The sequence below is a fragment of the Halohasta sp. A2 genome (assembly GCF_056175805.1).
This window is the reverse complement of record NZ_JAQFWV010000010.1, coordinates 47,010-64,759: the sequence shown is the minus strand read 5'-3', so window position 1 is coordinate 64,759 and position 17,750 is coordinate 47,010. Positions and strand designations below refer to the sequence as shown.

The 17,750-nt window shown below is 61.5% G+C and carries 15 protein-coding genes; 6 read left to right on the top strand and 9 right to left on the bottom strand.

The features are described 5' to 3' along the window. Window positions 1–115: 115 nt before the first annotated feature. The gene (locus tag O2S87_RS05065; RefSeq protein WP_475407714.1) at window positions 116–1,465 is read right to left on the bottom strand and encodes a hypothetical protein; all 1,350 of its coding nucleotides are present in this window, start codon (window positions 1,463–1,465) and stop codon (window positions 116–118) included. 183 nt (window positions 1,466–1,648) lie between these two features. Next, entirely contained in the window at window positions 1,649–2,620 is a 972-nt protein-coding gene (locus O2S87_RS05060; protein ID WP_475407713.1) for an aldo/keto reductase, read from the bottom strand. Between the two features lie 175 nt (window positions 2,621–2,795). Between O2S87_RS05060 and O2S87_RS05055 the strand changes: the two genes are divergently transcribed. From O2S87_RS05055 to O2S87_RS05030, 6 genes are all read left to right on the top strand, one after another. After that, window positions 2,796–3,026: a hypothetical protein gene (locus O2S87_RS05055; protein WP_475407712.1), complete on the top strand. Its 231-nt coding sequence runs from the start codon at window positions 2,796–2,798 to the stop codon at window positions 3,024–3,026. A gap of 73 nt (window positions 3,027–3,099) precedes the next feature. Next, window positions 3,100–6,528: a PD-(D/E)XK nuclease family protein gene (locus O2S87_RS05050; RefSeq protein WP_475407711.1), complete on the top strand. Its 3,429-nt coding sequence runs from the start codon at window positions 3,100–3,102 to the stop codon at window positions 6,526–6,528. Further along, complete coding sequence (locus O2S87_RS05045; RefSeq protein ID WP_475407710.1) at window positions 6,525–10,304, top strand: UvrD-helicase domain-containing protein; 3,780 nt, start codon at window positions 6,525–6,527, stop codon at window positions 10,302–10,304. Before O2S87_RS05050 ends, O2S87_RS05045 begins: the two co-directional genes overlap by 4 nt. A gap of 43 nt (window positions 10,305–10,347) precedes the next feature. Continuing rightward, entirely contained in the window at window positions 10,348–10,665 is a 318-nt protein-coding gene (locus tag O2S87_RS05040; RefSeq protein ID WP_475407709.1) for a DUF2332 family protein, read from the top strand. A gap of 226 nt (window positions 10,666–10,891) precedes the next feature. Next, window positions 10,892–11,248, top strand: a complete 357-nt coding sequence (locus O2S87_RS05035; protein WP_475407708.1) for a DsrE family protein — start codon at window positions 10,892–10,894, stop codon at window positions 11,246–11,248. 137 nt (window positions 11,249–11,385) lie between these two features. Then, window positions 11,386–12,069 carry a carbonic anhydrase gene (locus tag O2S87_RS05030; protein WP_475407707.1) on the top strand — a complete coding sequence of 228 codons (684 nt, stop codon included), beginning with the start codon at window positions 11,386–11,388 and terminating at the stop codon, window positions 12,067–12,069. Between the two features lies 1 nt (window position 12,070). Here the strand turns inward: O2S87_RS05030 and O2S87_RS05025 are convergent, their stop codons facing one another. The 7 genes from O2S87_RS05025 to O2S87_RS04995 all read right to left on the bottom strand — a co-directional run bounded on the left by O2S87_RS05025 (window position 12,071) and on the right by O2S87_RS04995 (window position 17,703). Continuing rightward, entirely contained in the window at window positions 12,071–13,306 is a 1,236-nt protein-coding gene (locus O2S87_RS05025) for an RNA-guided endonuclease InsQ/TnpB family protein (RefSeq protein WP_475407706.1), read from the bottom strand. A gap of 3 nt (window positions 13,307–13,309) precedes the next feature. Then, window positions 13,310–13,453: a DUF2080 family transposase-associated protein gene (locus tag O2S87_RS05020; RefSeq protein ID WP_129115280.1), complete on the bottom strand. Its 144-nt coding sequence runs from the start codon at window positions 13,451–13,453 to the stop codon at window positions 13,310–13,312. Between the two features lie 210 nt (window positions 13,454–13,663). Continuing rightward, window positions 13,664–14,530 (bottom strand): universal stress protein, encoded by an 867-nt coding sequence (locus tag O2S87_RS05015; protein ID WP_475407705.1) that lies wholly within the window; start codon window positions 14,528–14,530, stop codon window positions 13,664–13,666. Between the two features lie 204 nt (window positions 14,531–14,734). Continuing rightward, entirely contained in the window at window positions 14,735–15,022 is a 288-nt protein-coding gene (locus O2S87_RS05010; protein ID WP_475407704.1) for a chorismate mutase, read from the bottom strand. Continuing rightward, window positions 15,019–15,927, bottom strand: coding sequence for a shikimate kinase (locus O2S87_RS05005; protein WP_475407703.1), 909 nt, complete (start codon window positions 15,925–15,927; stop codon window positions 15,019–15,021). Before O2S87_RS05005 ends, O2S87_RS05010 begins: the two co-directional genes overlap by 4 nt. Window positions 15,928–15,978: 51 nt before the next feature. Then, on the bottom strand, window positions 15,979–16,443 hold the full coding sequence (locus O2S87_RS05000; protein WP_475407702.1) for a hypothetical protein: 465 nt from the start codon (window positions 16,441–16,443) through the stop codon (window positions 15,979–15,981). 6 nt (window positions 16,444–16,449) lie between these two features. Then, window positions 16,450–17,703: a hypothetical protein gene (locus O2S87_RS04995; RefSeq protein ID WP_475407701.1), complete on the bottom strand. Its 1,254-nt coding sequence runs from the start codon at window positions 17,701–17,703 to the stop codon at window positions 16,450–16,452. Window positions 17,704–17,750: the final 47 nt, after the last annotated feature.

Here is a 17,750-nt window from a genome sequence, read left to right as displayed (position 1 = left end):
CGAGTTCAAATCCCCATCGGAGCATTTTCCGAACGAATTGTCAACGCGATGTGTTTGGTTTGAACTTGGGTCCGAACTAGTATAGTTCAACCTCTAATGATGAAATGAGACGTACTCACTCGCTCCGAGTGTTCCTCCACCGAGACCCAGCAAGCAGTGCAGGTGGGAGTCCAAGTATGATGGTTCCCAGTGCCACAATGATCATAAAAACGAGTGTAAAAGGCGACTCATAAGAGTCGAACGAGACGATCATCGATCCAGCGAGCCCAAAAGCGGTAACTGAGCCAACGATTGCGATCGACTTCAGTCGGAAATGACTCTCTGTAGTGGCCCGTGTCACTGCAAGACCTAACGCAGGGGCAAACACGATTGGGAGATAAAACATAATCCACGGAAGCACAGTTTGAGCGTCTTGGAAGACGAACCCTCCGAAAGAAAGTCCCGATACAACCAGTTCAACAGCGACGATGATAGTCACTCCTAGCGCAACGGCCCCTCGAAGTGAATGAAGGAATCTCGGATACGTCAGTGAGAGGACACCTGTGAGGAAGTAGACCAACCCAAGAACGACAACTATCGATTGGTACATGATTCCAACCCAACTGATTATAAGACCGATTCCAGCGACGCCTATCGAACCCCGGTCGACATCGTCGGATGTGGTACGAGCGGTCCACATCCTTGTTTTGGTAAGGCCAGTCAGGAGAGCTCCATAGACAAGGAGTGCAGGGACAACAAATTCTCCAAAATTATGGAACCAGATATCAAGGGATGCGACTCTGAGGGCCGAATCTACGCGAAGTGAACTCGTTCCCGCGTCTCCGTAGGCGAGATAATAGTCGCCTGAGAGGGCGGGATACGCCTCATTACCCGGGGTATTTTCACCTTCCGATGGTTGCTGCCACATCACGTTACCGTCCTTGGTATGCGGAAACTCGTTTAGCAGGACTGTCTCAGAGGGCCCGGTGATCGAGAACTGATTCGTATTGAGATTCCACCCAGCGTAATAACCAGCTGAGTGGAGGTGGTCTACTACTAAAACGCCAAAGTGTTGTGAGGCAATATCTGATTCACTGAACTGAATACGAACGGTTTGGTTGTCAATCGAGGCCGATTGGAATCGATACTTGTTGTCATTGTTTTCCTTTGGACTAGGTGATGGTGACACTGCCTCACGCCCAATCCGAGTGAGCAACTCAGGGTCCTCTGAAAGCTGAGTGGCGGTCGATTCGCTCACTCGATTCGTCACAACCCACGTCGCAGATGTATTCCGGTGGACCTGAATCGATGCAGTGCTATGGGTTACGTTGATATCCACTCCTTGTTGGTGGGCATCGTGTTCGAAAGAAGACCCGCACGGACCACAGATATTCTCTGGCTGTGGGCTTGCAACCACAGGAACAATTGTAACCAAGAGAACACTGACTGTAATAAGGAGAGCTATGAGGAAAACAGCGCGTTTCATTACAGATACGTTACTATTTTTAGGTATATGTCTTCCTAGTCATTGTTTGGAACTTATCAGATGGTATTTCCTATTCGGCTTCGGGTATACTAGAGTGCCCAGATACACAATCGGTTAGGCTCGACATACCAAAACCAAAACCGAAAGGGATTGTCGACCACGCGACACGACTGTTTGGATTTCTCACTCGTGGCCGCTGATCCGAACCGGCTTGTACGGCGCTTCGAGATACTCGAGGTCGCTCTCCGAGAGCTCGATTGCCAGCGCGTCGACCGCGTCTTCGAGATGCTCGACGCTCGACGTCCCGACGATCGGTGCCGTGACAGTGTCTTGGTGCAACAGCCACGCCAGCGCGATCTGGGCCATCGATCGGTCCCGCTCGTCGGCGAGTTCCTGGACCCGCTCGTTGACCGTCTCGCCGCCGCCCTCGCGGTACGGTCGACCGATCGAGGTCTCGTGTTCGCCGCGGGCCGTCGCGTCGTCACGTTCGTAGGGCCGAGCGAGGTAGCCTGCGGCAACTGGACTCCACGGAATCACACCGATTCCCTCTTTGTCGCACAGCGGCAGCATCTCGCGTTCCTCCTCGCGGTAGGCCAGGTTGTAGAGGTTCTGCATCGTCGCGAACCGTTCGAGGCCGAGCCGGTCGCTCGTGTGTAGCGCTTCGGCGAACTGGTGGGCCCACATCGACGAAGCTCCGATGTGTCGGACTTTGCCGCGTCGAACCGCGTCATCGAGTGCACGCAAGGTCTGCTCGATGGGGGTGTCGTAATCCCAGCGGTGGATCTGGTAGAGGTCGACCGTGTCCATCCCGAGTCGGTCGAGCGAGTTGTCCAACTCCTGTTCGATCGTCTTTCGCGAGAGCCCTCGTGAGTGGGGATTGTCGCCCATCTCGAAGAAGACCTTCGTGGCGACCGTAAACCGGTCACGATCGTACTCCGCCAAGACGTCGCCGAGGATCTCCTCGCTTTCGCCCTGCGAGTAGATGTTTGCGGTGTCGAAGAAGGTGATACCCAGGTCGATCGCCCGCTCGATGAGTTCGCGGCCACCCGCCTCGTCGAGCATCCACTCGTCTCGATTCTGCTTGCCGAAGCTCATACAGCCCAGACAGAGTCGACTGACTTCGATTCCGGTCGTCCCGAGGGTCGTATACTCCATACGAGTTGTTCACGAACGTCAGTAATAGTCGTCAGGGTAATCGGTTGCCGAACCGACGATTCGGCGTGAGGATTTCTCCAAACACACATTAACGATAATTTAGTTCATCGATATTGTATCATGATTTATTTACTAACAGATATCTTATATGGTTGCAGTACGAAATGGTTCATGTATGGATTCAGTTCGCTCAATCGGACGGCACACGCTGGAAACACTCGGTCGTCGGGTGAGCCTCGCGGGGAGTTCGGCCCTTGTTATCGCAGCCCTGGTCGTAGTCTGGGGCATCACACACGACGACATTCTCACTGCACTCGGTGCAGTGCTGTTCATCCCGAGCATCGTCTTCCTGTTCGAAACCAACCGCACCTACGCCCGAGCCGATCGCAACTCACCGAGCCAGTAGCCGCCGACAGTCAACCACTGACGATTCGTCTCGCGGGGGATTTATTATAGTTGCAGCCAACTGATAGCCCATCGTGTCAGTTACGGTTTCGTACGGCTCACTCTGTTCTTTTCTTGCCGCTCGAGGGGACGATTCGCCGGATCGAACACCCACCACGGAGCCGAGCGGTCTCTGTCTGTTGGCCGGTGGCATCGTCGGTCGAAACCTCGAAGACGCACTCGCCAGACGTGGGATCTCGACTCACGGAATCGAGGCGTCGACGATCGAAGAGACCGCAAAAACCCTGCTTGAGGCACACCACCGACGCCAGTCGGTGACAAGCGAGCCGGTCGAAATTCTCGACCAACAGCTCTGTGAGGCGCTCGTCGTCGACTGCGTCACCAGGGCTCCCGAAGCCGAGTCGCTCGATGCGGTCGTCGACCTCCTTTCGGGGTTCGACTGGGCAGGTCGGCCCGCTCTCCGCGAGCGGCTCTGGCGAGAACTCGACGGGTATTTCCGCATGACTGACGCTGGCACCGACCACACCGCGGCTGTCGACGTAGCAAGGAGTCTCGAATCAACCGACCCCTATGCAGCGAGCCGCTCGCAAACGGCACTCGAAGCGTTTGCCGAGCTACACAACGCTCTCAAACACCGCATCGCTGACCTTCCTGAAACCACGTACCTCTCGCGGAGCCACCTCGTGTCCGCCGCCCGTGAGCAGGTGGCCGCCGAGTGGTGCGCTTGCTATCCAGACGTTGAGTGGGTCGCCGTCGACACCATCTCAGTGCTGGACAACCCGACGCTCCGGTTTTTCGAAACGCTCGCAGGCCTCGATGACGGCCCCGACCTCTACGTCTTCAGCACTGAAGCGGGCGCGGGCCCGACGCTCTACGACCGACTGGCGTCGACGGGTCTCGATCCAACGCTCAAAAACGACGAGGGCAATGAAGACGGCGAAGACGATGAAGGCCATGAGGGCGACAACCGTCCACACGTTTCGGCCCTGCTGGACACGGTCGATGGCGATGCCCCTAATACCGTTCCCGATGTCGAGTTGGTTGAGGCACCCGACAGACGCCGGGAGCTCGCCCATATCGCCGGTCGGATCCGCGAACTCACTGGCCTGGGCGTCAACGAGGCGAACCCGGCGACAGCCTGCGGTGATATTCTCGTCGCGGCCAAGGACGTGATCCCCTACCGCAGTCTGCTCGAAGACGTGTTCACCGACCACGGGATCCCCTTCCACGTCGAGGCTCGACAGCCGCTGATGTCGACCGTCCCCTACCGCTACCTTCGGTCGGTGTGCGACCTGCTTTCGGCCGTCGCCGCCGCCGACCCGATCACGGCCCACGAACTTCTCTACCCCCTGTGGCTTGGCTTCTGCCCGCCGGACTCCGACGCCAACGCGTGGCCCGTCGACGGTGAGACAGTCACCGCAATCGAAGCCGAATTCGACGCCGTCGACACGCCCGACGACGGCCAACCATTCGCCGACTGGACCGAGACGATCCGCAGCGAGTTCCCGGCAATTGAGTCGACCCCGCCCGCGGGAACTCGGGAAACGCGGGCGAGCCGATCGATCCGGGTGTTCGTCGACTGGGTAGCGACGACCGCTGCCGAGCCGCCGGGATCGCCCGACGCAGTCGCTGATTTCGTCGACGCCCTCCTCGCTGTGCATCCCGTGGCCCGCTCTCGCGAGGGAGTCCGGCGGCCGGAGGGGCCGGGCGTCGACGGTACGCGAGTCGCCCTCGGCACGAAACACGACTCCTACGCCCTCGGTCGGCTCCGGGACTACGCCGACGACATCGGCAGCTACGTCGACCGGGCGGTCACCACCGGATTCGCCGACCCCGGCTGGGGACTTGCAGCCACCGCTGTCCGGAGCGTCTGCGGCCGCGGCTCGTACTGGCCGCCGAACGCCGACGGAAACGCCCTCGAAGTCGTCAACGCCGCCAACGCCCACTTCCGTGAGGCCGACTACGTCTTCGTCGTCGGGCTCGCCGCCGAGGAGTTCCCTGCCGAGCGCAGCCCGCCCGCGTTCTTCCACGAGCGGTTTTATAATGCGGTCAGAGCGAGGTCGCGGGCAGCCGACCCGGGACGCCCGACGGCGTACCTCCACGCGCAGACGAACGCGGCCCAATTCGAAGGCGACACCGACGAGTACCGGGCGGCGATTTCCGCCGCGAGCGAGGGTGTTCAGTGCAGCCGCCGGTACACCGACCGCGAGGGCGATCCCGTGGCGTGGTCGGGGTTCGTCGACGCCTACGCCGCACGCCAAGACGCGGACGTCCTCCGGATCGGCACCGACGAGTGGCTCCCGACCTCCGACGACGGTGAAGACTGGTCGACCACGATTCGCCACGCGACGCCACGGGACCGGCTTCGACTGCTCACCGCGACGTTCCCCGACGGGGTCGACACAGGTCGACCACGGGGAGCGACAGCCGGACTCATGGACCGAAAATCGATCGCCGAGCTGCTGTCGCAGGCCGACGGCGACGCCTACACCGCCGAGATAGAGCCTCGTCGACGCCGATACCGCGGCGAGGATCTGGGGTCGATCACCGTTTGTCCCGACGACCCCTCGTTTTCGTCCGGCCCACCGCTCGAGACTCTCGTCGGATCGCCGATCCGACTCCACGAACTCGACTTGTACACCACCTGCCAGCTCAAATACTATTTTTATACCTTTTTGAACAGGGAAAACGGCGACCGCGATCGAGTGTCGGATCTCCCACCAGTGTTTCGGGAGCGGTATCCCGACGTCGAGTTCACCGAGGGACTCCGTCGACTCATCACTGCCGCTGACCGACTCGCCGACCGCCAGGCTGCTCTCGGGCAGTACGACACTATCAGCGAGTTCCGCGATCAGCTGGTGGCGTGGATCGATTCTGATCCGGTGTGTTCCGAGCGCCTGATCCAGCCGCTGCTCGGCGAGTACCGGGCCGTCGAGGGGGAACTCGACGCCGGTATCGAACGGGAGTGGCAGTGGGAGCCAGCGACCACGGTTCGGGTCGACGGCCACGCGGTCAGGGTGCCCGGCCACCGCGTCGACTTCTTGCCAGCCCACGGGCTATCGATCCCGGTGTGGTACACCGGCGCAGTAGGCGCTGCCGAACGGCTCGTTAGGCAGTTCCTACCGCCGACTGACGGGGCGTGTGACCATCGGTTGCTGTTCGGTGCCGCGGCCGTCGACCGGTTCGGCGGTACGCTGGTCTACGATCCCACCAGCCGGGCCCCGAGCGCACCCCATGGTATCGCCATTGGCGGGGATTTGAACCCGGTTCCTGACGTGATTTCAGAGGTCTCGAACCTCACGTGGATCGGCCGCGATGAGTGGGACGACACCTCCAACGAGTGGCGCGAGCGGACCGCCACCCATCTCGGTGCGATGACTGCGACGGGCCAGCCGATCACCTACACGGTCGACGATTCGTTCGTCGACGATGGCGGCTGCGTCGGCTGTTCGTATCGAGATCTTTGTGGCGTACCGGTCAGCCGACGGTGGGGTAACGAATGAGCCACGAACGCTCGTCGGACGAGTTCGAACTCCGAGTTCAGTTCAGTGACGCCGACCGCCCACCGTACCCGCCGGTCGACGACCAGCGGGCGGTTATGTGGAGCTACTTCGAGGGCACCGGCCGGGTGGTGGTTGACGCCTCTGCCGGGACCGGCAAGACGTCGGTGCTCGTGACGACGCTGGCCGAAACGGTCGTCCGATCCGCGAGCCTAGACCACAATCCGTTCGACGAGATCCTCGTGACCACGTTCGGCCGGGATGCGACGGCCGAGTTGAAAACTCGGCTCAAAGCAGTGCTTAGACACCACGACGACAACGGCGGCGATCTCCCGCCTGCCGTCTTCCGGTGGCTCGAAACCGATAGCCGGATTCGGACGCTGGATGCGTTTTTCGCCGAGTTGCTGCGCGAGATAGCCATCGAGGTCGGCGTCCCGCCGGATTTCACCGTCGACGACCGGCTCGAACTCCGGGAGATCCGCGAGGAAATTCTCACCGATCTCCGCCGCGAGTACCGCAGCGAGTTCCGGGAGCTTACGCAGGCGTATCCGGACGAGGGCTGGCGTGAGTATCCCCCCAAGACGGTCGCGGAGATGCTGATCGAGGCCCACCGCACCTGCCGCGAATTTGGGATGTCGACGGCCGAAACCGCCGACTCGCTCCGCGAAAGCCTCAACTTGGGCCACGGCAACGGACTGGACGACGGCCCGGCGTCGATTCCACCCGAGACAGTGGGAGATGTCGAGGCGATCCTCCGAGCGGTGGTCGACCCCGACGCTGAACTCGCCGTCGACGATCCGGTCGACGCCGAGCGGTTGCTCGACCACGTCAGGGAGACCTACTTCGCAACCGCCGACGCGATCGACGCCTTCGGGACACTGTTGGCCGCCTTCGAGCGCGAATACGACCGCCGGACGAAACGCGCGGGCCAGTTCACGTTCACCGACGTGTCCCACCTGCTCGACACCTATCTCGATGGCTGCGAGTCGGACCACCCCTTCCGGCGGACGCTCCGCGGGCGGTTCGACCACGTTTTCATCGACGAGTTTCAAGACACTAGCACGGTCCAGTGTGCTGTCCTTCGGCGCTTGGTCGGCGACGACACCAGCCTGTTCGTCATCGGCGACACCAAACAGGCGATCTACGAGTGGCGCGCGGCCGACCCCGCCGTCTTCGCCGAGATCGTCGAGGCGGCCAAGGTGACCGCCCCCGATCCGGCGTCCGTACCCCACTTGGAGGTCGACGGCGTGCGTTACCACGCGCTGTCGACCGTCTTCCGGCATCACCCCGCGATCGCCGCGGCCGCGAACCACACCTTCCAGCGACTACTCGCCGATCCCGGACGCGGGGCGATCGGCGACGCCGACCCCTCCTACGTCCCGGTCGACCCCCACGGCGCGTCGACGACCGACGGAGAGGCCACGGTCGACGCGGCCGCCGATGCCGGCCCTCATCTCCACGTGCTCGATGTCGCGTCGGCCACCGGTGAGGAACTGACCAAATATCTCGGGAAAGCGACGTGGGCGAACGCCGAGGCGACGCGCATCGCCGAAACGATCCGGACGATGATCAACCCCGCCGTCGTCGACTCGAACCTCGACGACTCGGATCTCGACGATCAACCGGTGACCATCGAGGCCGACGACGGTGGCGAGCGACGGCCCACGCCGGGCGACATCACGCTGCTGTTTCGGTCGACCCGTACGATGAGCCGGTATGCCACGATACTCCGTGAGGAGTACGATATCCCAGCGGTGGCGACCGCCCGCGGCGGCCTGTTCGATCAGCCCGAAATCGGGCTGTTAATCGACGCCTTATCGTGGGTAGGAAATCCCTACTCGGCGCAGTCGCTCCGTCGGCTGCTACGGTCGCCGCTGGTCGCGCTCTCGGATGCGACGATCCGGGCGGCCGTGAACACTGAGAGCCTCCAGTCGCTCGTCGACTCGTGGCCCGAGGGACTTCCCGACGATGACCGGACGCGGCTTGTGGGTTTCCTGCGGCTCCGCGCGGACCTCCGGGTGGCCCGTGAGGGGTCGAAGACGGCGCTCATTCATCGGTTGCTCCGGCATTCGGGGTTCGACGCGCTCGTGTTGAGCGACACGGATGCGCTGCGTCGACACGGCAACGTCCGTCTACTGACCGAGATCGTCGGCGACTGGGAGGTCGACGAACTGCTTTCCTACCGGGAGTTCCTGCGGCGGCTCAGACTGCTCCGCGAGGAGCCAGACGGCGGCGATCCGCAGTTCGCCGAGGCCGAGGTGATCGACGATGCGGGGGACGCGGTCACGCTGACTACGGTCCACGGTGCGAAGGGCCAGGAGTACCCGATTGTCTTCCTTTGTGACCTGATCAAGCAGTCGACGCTGCCGCGGCTCCAGCACGACCGGTTGGTGGCGAGCCGCGGCCACGGCTTCGCGCTGCGTCCCCGGCCGGGAGCGACGCCGTCGCCCGAATCGGTCACGTTCCCGACGCCCGATCGGGAGCGCGAGCCGCCGGTGTGGTTCAACGACGAGTTCGACACAGGGGGTATTCCGGACGCCACCGGCCCGATCTGGCTGTCGGATGTCCGGACCGACACCGGCGAGTTCCGATATCCAAACCCGCTGAACGCCCATCTCGCCGTCCGAGAGGCAGAGTTCTGGCGGCTGGCGTACGTGGCGTTCACGCGCGCCGAGGACCACCTCTTTTTGGGACTGGGTTCGATCGCTGACGACGACGAACTCCGGTGGTCGACGTGGCTCGCGGTGTTCAACGAACTGTTCGAACCCGACGGTGGCTGGAGTGAGATCTCGGAGCGAGTGGTTGAGGACCGAACCATCGACCGAGCGCTGTCGTGGACGACCCCGAACGGCGAGCGGCGCTCCGAGACGATCGAGATCGGCGTCGACGAGATTCCACCCGCCGACCCGCCGTCGATCGAGCCACCGGATCTCTCGGCTGAACTGGATCGGTTGGCCGGTCCGAGCAACCCGGTCGACCACGCGTCATACCGCCCGCTGTCGGTCTCGGCGACGTCGCTGTCGGCGCTCGCCGACTGTCCGCGACTGTTCCAGTACCGCCACGTCCAAGCGATCGAACCATCGGACGTACCGTCCGGCACACCGTCCAATGAGCCGATCGGACCATCGACACCGGGCGACCTCAAAGCCGACGAGTGGGGGACCATCGTCCACCGGCTGATCGAGCAACTCCTGACCGACGCCGGTCGCGTCGATGGGTTCGTCGACCGGCAGCCGGAGGCGGCCGTCGAACCGCTGCGGGCGGTGCAAACGGCCGTCGACCGGTCGTCGATCCTCGATCACGCACGGTCGGCCAACACGACTGACTGGGTCACCGAATACGCGTGTTCGACGCTGGTGTCGACCGACAGCGGCGAGTTGCGCGTCACCGGCGAGATCGACTTTCTGTATCGGGTCGAGGGTGACTGGCATCTCGTCGACTGGAAGACCGGTGGGACACCGGACGATCCCTCGGACTCACATCTCCGGCAACTCTCCGTTTACGCGTGGCTGCTCGATCGGGTCTTCGACATCTCGGTCGACACCGCGAGTCTGGCCTACGTCGACCCCGCTGGCGAGCCGGTCGTCACGCTGGCCGACGTGACCGCCGACCTCGATCTGGAGTGGGTCGACCGGACGATTTCGGCCGCCACCGACGCGGTGCCGATCACCTCCGAAGCGGGACTCGAAACGCGTCCGGCCCCCGAGACCTGCGGGGCCTGTCGGTACGCCGCGAGCCGCGGTGGCCCCTGTGCCGACGACTTTCACAACGAGAGATAGTCACGAAAGCCAATCATTTTCCTTGCAGCGTAAAACGGGGATTATGAGTGACGACCTCACGGCGGCGTTCCGTCGGTTCGCCGAGGCCGACTGCACGGGCCGGGTCGGCAGCCCCTCGCCGCTGTACGAACACCTCTCGCTGGCGATCGCCGAAGATTCCGACCTCCTCGATCTCGCGGCTGCCGCCCGCGAGGACCAGCCCGCCCCGCTTTTGTTGCTGGCGGCGGTCCAATCGCTGCTGTTCGATCGTACCGAAGCGGCACTTGCAAGTTACTATCCGAGCGTCGACGGCGAGAGAGAACCAGTCGACGACGAGACGGTTCCGGCGTTCAAACGCTTTTGCAAGCGACGAGATCGGTAGCGACCGGGAACTCTACTGGCTGTCCTGCGAGTGGGCGGCTGATATCGCCATGCCGGTGATCCACTGCTATCGCTGGGTCGACGGCGTCCACAGCGGCGAGCTACTGGCACGGTTCCACGGCCACGACACGTGGCTCCAGTGGCTCGACGGCTGAACACGGTCGCCTTTGTACGGCGATCGCACAACAGCGGCCGGTATAATTATCTGGACCGCGAAGCACGGTTGCATGGCAAACGCCGCAATCGTCATTCTGGCAGGCACAGACTCCCCATCCGACCTCGGCCGCGTCGTCAACGGCCTCGAAGCCGCCAAGGAGTTCTCCGAGAACGACGGAGACGACCTCGAACTGATCTTCGATGGCGCGGGCACCCAGTGGATCGCCGAGCTCGAAGACGAGGATCACGACTACCACCACCTCTACCGGTCGATCCGCGACGAGGTCGCCGTCTGTGACTACTGCGTCAGTGCCTACGGCGTCGACGAAGCCGTCGAACAGGCGGGCGTCGACCGTGTCGACGACTATGAGGGCCACCCGAGCATTCGCTCGCTGGTCGACGATGACTACGAAATAATCACGTTCTGAACAGTAAGTACTGCCTACCGGCCGTCCGAAGCCACTTTCGGCATTTGGTCTTGCCGACAGCTCCTGTGACTTGTTTTGCGTTGAGCTGGCGGCGATCGAAGATTAACTCCTTTACGTCATGGGGTGGACGTGTGAATATGAATCAGATTGTGGTAGAGTTATTGGCAAATAACGCAGCACATGCACATGCGTTCAACACGAAGTTCGATGACGTGCAGGACGGCCAGTTTCCCAATGCCGTCACGGTCTGCTGTTCGGATTCGCGGGTGTTGCAGGATCAGATCTGGGGCAACGAGGAGCCGGGACACCTCTTTACCTGTGGCAACATCGGCAACCGGGTCATCCAGCGCACCGACGCTGGCGACGTGGTTTCCGGAGATGTTCTGTATCCGATCGTCCACACCGGGACCAAGACCGCGATCGTCATGGGTCACACCGGCTGCGGTGCGGTCACCGCCACCTACGACGACCTGACCGAAGGATTAGACGAACCTGCCGGGATCACCCACTGTCTCGAACTGCTTAAACCGTCTCTCGAACCCGCCCTTGATTTACTGCCCGACAACGTCGACCGCCCCGGCACGATCAACCGGTTGGTGGAGTACAACGTCGACCGACAGGTCGAGATGCTGGTAGAGAGCGAAGAGATCCCCGATGACGTCGACTGTATCGGCGTCGTCTACGACTTTCAGGACGTGTATTCGGTCGATCGCGGCGAGGTTCACGTGATCAACGTCAACGGCGAGCGTGATGTCGACACGCTCCGCGCTGACCATCCGGAGGTCGACTCACGATTCGAACGGCTCTGGACGTACGAGTGAACTACCCCGTCCTGCTCGGCCTAGCGGTCTCGCTGAGGACGGGGCTTCCTGTTTCCACGACGCGCTTTGCAGGAGCCGAATTGGTTCCCGTAGGGAGCGCAGTCTTCGCAGGCAGTGAATCGGAGTGAACCACTCCTACTTGATCGAATCCGCGTGAGAGGATGTTGTACGCCGCGTTGAGGTCGCGGTCCGCCTCGAATCCGCATGAGGGACACGAGTGTTCGCGGACCCACAGCGGTTTTTCGGTCGAAACGCCGCACTGCGAACACTCCTTTGTTGTCCCTCGCGGATCGACGGCGACAAAGTGGGTTCCTTCGCGTTCGCACTTGTACTCCACCATCTGCAGGAACGTCCCCCACGTCGCTCCGGCGCGGTTGCGACTGTTCGACGGAAGTTCCATCAGTCCCTTCGCGTCGAGGTCTTCGACCGCTACGAGGCCGTATTCCCGAGCGTAGTAGTTTGAAAGCTTGTGAAGGAAGTCCCGACGCTTTCGCTTCAGGTCGGCGTAGCGTTGGGCCACGACGCGCTGTTGCTTGTAATAGTTCTCCGAGCCGTGGTCCTTCCGCGAGAGGTCGCGTTGTGCGCGTTCCAACCGTTCGCGTTCCTCGGACAGATCGGGACCTTCGACGGCGACCCCATCGGAGTCGTGGGCGTACTTCAGGATACCAATGTCGATACCGACGCATTTGTCGGGATGCTCGGGTTTTGGCGGCGCCTCGTTCTCGGTTTCGGTTTCGATTCCCAGAACGGCAAACCACTCGCCTGTAGGCTCCTGTTTCACAACGACCTCCTTGACCGTGGCATCGTCGGGAACGTCTCGATGGTAGATTATCGGAATGTCACCGATCTTTGAAAGAGAGAGTACAGGCCGACCGCTCGTGTTGTTGAGCTTGAAGCCGGTTTGACTGTACGTGATCGAGCGATATTTCTGCGGAGCCTTCCACTTCAGTTCGCCGACGCGGTAGCCGTTCTCCTTCCGTCCCTTCAGTGTCGAGAGGTTGTCGTACAGTCGTTGGACGACTTTTTGAAGGACCTTCGAGTGAACGTCTTTCAGGTCGGACCACTCGCGTTTGAGGTCGGGCAGAAGCGACTGTTCAGAGTAGGCGGAGGTCCCGTCTACCCGGTTGAGTCGGTGAAGGAAATGGTTGTAGACCTGTCGGCAGGTATCGACGGTCCACGATAACTGCTCGTGGAGCTCGTCGGTTGGTTTGAGCCGATACCTGTAGTTGTAGTGCATGGTCTACTCGTCGGACGGATCGGTGACGCGAACGACCTTGACGGTGGCACCTCGCCATCTCTTCGGGACGAGGACGTGAGCACCGTTGCCGGTGGGTTTGACCTCGGATTCGTGGACTTCATGACCTTCAATCTCGTACCGATCCATTACCCATGTTTAAACGAAGTAGAAACATAAAGCTATCCATAGCGTGGGCCTGCGGGCCGGCAGTATCGTATTGATGAAAAACGATGACGGCGCTGTATCCCCTCCCTACTCGCTCCCTTCGGTCGCTCGTTGAGGAAGGGGCCTTAGCGCCTGCATTTCAGGTAAATCAAGGGGTTCTGGCTTTCCTTCTTCGAACAACGCAACTGAGGATTACGACTGTTTGGAACCAGTGACCAATACAGGGACGGAAGCGGTCCGCAGGACACGCTCGGTAACACTACCGAGCAACTGCTGGTCTAGACTCGTTCTCCCATGGGTGCCCATCACGACGAGGTCGACGCCTGCCTCGGTCGCATAGGTCGTGATCGTCTTGCGAACCCGACCGACTTCGACAGCGGTTGTGATATCGGTTACCCCTCGATCGGCGGCACGGTCGGCAGCGGCCTCGACGATTGATCGGGCTTCGGCCTCCACCTCCTCGGAGACGTCGCCCTGAGCCCGTCGAGCTCCGAGCCCTTGCTGACTTATTATTGTTACTAAATGCAGTCCGGCCCCGGTTCGGGCAGCCTCCGCTGCGCCGTGGTCGACGGCCGTCGTCGCGTGGTCGCTGCCGTCGGTCGGCACGAGGATCGTTTCGTAGGGATAGCTCACGGTGTCGGCTGCGCGAACGGTGATCACTGGCGTCTCGGTCGTCGTCACGACGTAGTCTGTGACGCTCCCGAGAACGTGCTCGCCGAGGCTTCGAGAGCCGCGAGTCCCCATGACGATGAGATCGACCACATACGTCTGGGCGTACTCGACGATTGCCGGGGCCGGATCACCCTGGATGACTTCGGTGATCATCGGGATGCCGCGTGCCTCGCCTCGGTCGCGGGCGTCGTCGACGATTCGGGCGCCCTCCTGTACCTGGGCGTCGATAACGTCGACGCCGATTCGGGTTAGACTCGGCTCTTTCGTATCGGCGATGTGAATCGCGTGCACCGTCGATCCCCGGTCGGCAGCAATGTCGAGTGCGTGGTCCAGTGCTGCGGTCGCGGAGTCGCTGCCGTCGACAGGGACGAGGATCTCGTGGGCCATGCGTACGCTTCGCAGTCGACCGGTTTACCACTGTTGCCGGTGGCACACAGACGCACACCAGCCCTTCCAGCTTTGACGTCAAGAATCCTGTCGGCGAGGAGGGGCCTACGTCGACCCACGGTGTCGATCCCTAGTCGAACATTTCGACACCGTGGCGAGAGGGCGATTGACGAGACGCTAAAACCGAGGCCCCGACTGATTGAGCTAGCGGTTCTGTCGTTGTTCGACCTTGTTCAACTCGATCAACAGCCGAAAAACGGCCTTCACGAGGTTGGAGTCGACGTCGAACTTCGCGGCGTTCTCGCCCGCTCGCGCCATGACTTTCTCCTCTTGGCCCTCGTCGGTGGTCGGCAGGTCGTGCTCGGCTTTGACCTCGGCGATCGTGTCGGCGACGTAGGTTCGGCGAGCGATCAGCTCAACGATCTCTTGGTCGATGTCTTCGATTTCGGTGCGTAGCTCGTCGAGACTCTTTTCTTCGGTGTTCGTGCTCATTGAATTCGTGCTCCCTGTGTTCGCGTCGACGTCTCAAGAAGACTTCCATCCCGGCTCGACCACTGTTCGCGGACCGCCGCCAGTCCCGCAGGCTCGCCAACGGCGACGACGCTCGGCCCAGTGCCCGATAGCGAGACGCCCTCAACGTGGGGCATGGCTTCGACGGCTGGCTCGGTCGAAAAGCCGAGCGCTGCCGAGTAGGCCAATCCGTTCACGGTCATCGCCTTGCCAAACCGGCCATCGAGAGCCAACTCGGCGACGAGATCGGCCATTTCCGTGATATTCGCACAGCGGTCGACGTCGGCATCCGCGCTGTAGGCCCGCTCCGGCGGTGTCCACACCAACACGTTCCAGTCGTGAGTCGACCGCGCCAACAGTTCGTCGGACGCGTTGTCGGTCACGACGACGCCGCCGATCATGCTCGCGGCAGCGTCGTCGAACGCGCCGGTGATCGTCACGCCGACATCGCGGGCTGCGGCGACGCCGAGTCGACAGGCATCGAGATAGGTGATGGCAGCCCCGGCATCCGCGGAGCCATCACCGAGTTCGGTTTCGCCGATCGGGTCGACGACCGAGATGCCGAGTGCATCGAGTGTCGCCAAAATGGTGGCGTTGGCAGCGGCGCTCGAACTCTTGAGCCCGGCAGCCATCGGCACCTCGCTTTCGGTTCGGACGGTGCCGCCTTCACCGTCGCCGAAGCGGTCAGTGACGAGGCTGACACACCGTTCGATGAGTCGGGTGTCTCCATCGGGGGCCGCATCGATCTCGCCGTCGACCGTGGAACTGTCGCTGTCGAGTACGACTCTGGCGGTGGTGTCGACGTTGATGGCGAAGGCCGCACCGGTGTGGGTCGAAAGCGCGTTGAGAACGGTTCCGGCACCCGGTGCCGAGGCGACTCCTTCCATATGCAAACGGGTGAGGGGATTGATAAAAGGTGTGACGGTTCTGCTCACCAATCAGTTTACTGCCGAGCTCAATGCCGAAAGCAGACTCCCCATGATCGCAGTCGGGATGCCAGCAACGAGCATCGGGACCACCACCTGGCCGAACGAGAACGCCTGCTGGCCATCACTGCCTTTCGAGAGGATCAGCACTCCGATCGCAATCACGCTCATTACATAAAAGCCGACGATACTTCCGATACCGCCGGTGAGAAAGGCAGCTTTCGGGCTCGAAAAGATCGATCCAAGCAGTCCTGCTGTCAGCGCGGCGATCACCGGTCCGAGCATGAAAATAACGATGGCGATCTGCAGGTACGAGACAGCGATGAACACAGGCCCGAACTCGGCACCGCCGCTGGCAGCATCGATCAACTGTGACTGGGCCCACGACCCCGAGACGAACGCGAGGATTCCGAGTGCGATACCGAAGACGGCAAACACAGCCGTCGTGAAGCCGATAGATTGAGCTACTTTTTTCATATGTTGTTATGGATCGAGCCACGTGCCGTCGAGCAGGCCGTCCCAGTCCGTTTGGCGCTCTTCCCAGGCAGTCTCCGAGGGATCGATCGCGAACAGATACGAACCGGCCCGCGCGAAGTGGCCGTAGTTCCGGTCGTCATCGTACGTGTAGAGCACTCGCTCCCAGGTTTCGTCGCCCCATTTGTCGGTTTCTTCGGTGTCCATATCTGCAATGACTGCGTCGAAGGCCGCGGCAGCGGCCTCCTCGTCGACGTACTGTTGGATGTACAGCGTGAGTGGATCAGTCTCCGTAGGGTCGATCTCGCCGCTGCCGCCAGCGTCGTGGACCCGTGCGTAGAGTCGGTAGCGCCGGTCGGCCGACTCGTCGAACGGCGTGTAGGTGTGGTCCATCGACTCGCGAACATCTGCTGGCTGATCGCCGATCGGCCGGTCGACTAGCCTGATCTCACGACTCGACTCCTCGATAACGTAGACGCCGAACCCTGGAATGTCGGAATCCGGTTCGTCGTGTTCGTCGCGGTCGTCGAACATGTACCGAAGCTCGAACAGTCGCCCCTCCGCGTCGGGAGCGACCCATTCATACAGCCGGTTGTCGACCGGGTTCGGCGAGTACCGTTCTCGGATCTCCCGGTCGGTCGACTGGTTTCCGTAGGTCCGTTCGAGCTCTCTGAGTTCTTCGTCGACGCGATCCCAGTCCTCCCGCTGTCGGAATCGATCGGCCTCAGGGAAATGCTCGTCGTTGACTGCCGCAAAATCGATGTGTCTCGTAAACTGTGGTTCGGGGATCTCAGTAACCTCTGCGGCGACCTCCGAAGCGAGCGTTTCGACCTCTTCGAGCGCTTCTACGTCGATTTGACCCTCCTCATCGAGCGCCTCCCGAAGCGATTTGAGCGCCTCGTAGACGTCTCGGAGAAGGCCTTTGTAATCCAACAGCGTTCTGTCGTACTCGGTTTCGAACCAGCGCAACTCGTCGTATATCCGATCGGTATCCTCGGCGAGTCGGGTGTTGATCGATTCGACTTCCTCTTGATCTTCTGAATCGTCTTCTGGCTCTGCTTCGGAGGAATCCTCCGAGTCTTCGCCCGAAGAATCGTCTTCGTCATCCGACCCAGCGTCCGATTCGTTCTCGGTGTCATCCGAGCTGTCGCCCGGTTCGTCGTCGGGATACGAGACGTTCGACTCACTCGATAGACAGCCAGCAACCCCAACGCCGATACCGGAACCAACGGCTGTAAGGTACCGACGACGTGTAGGTTGCATAATCTGACTGGTTGTTCATAGTTGATAAACCCAGCGCTCAACGCTCC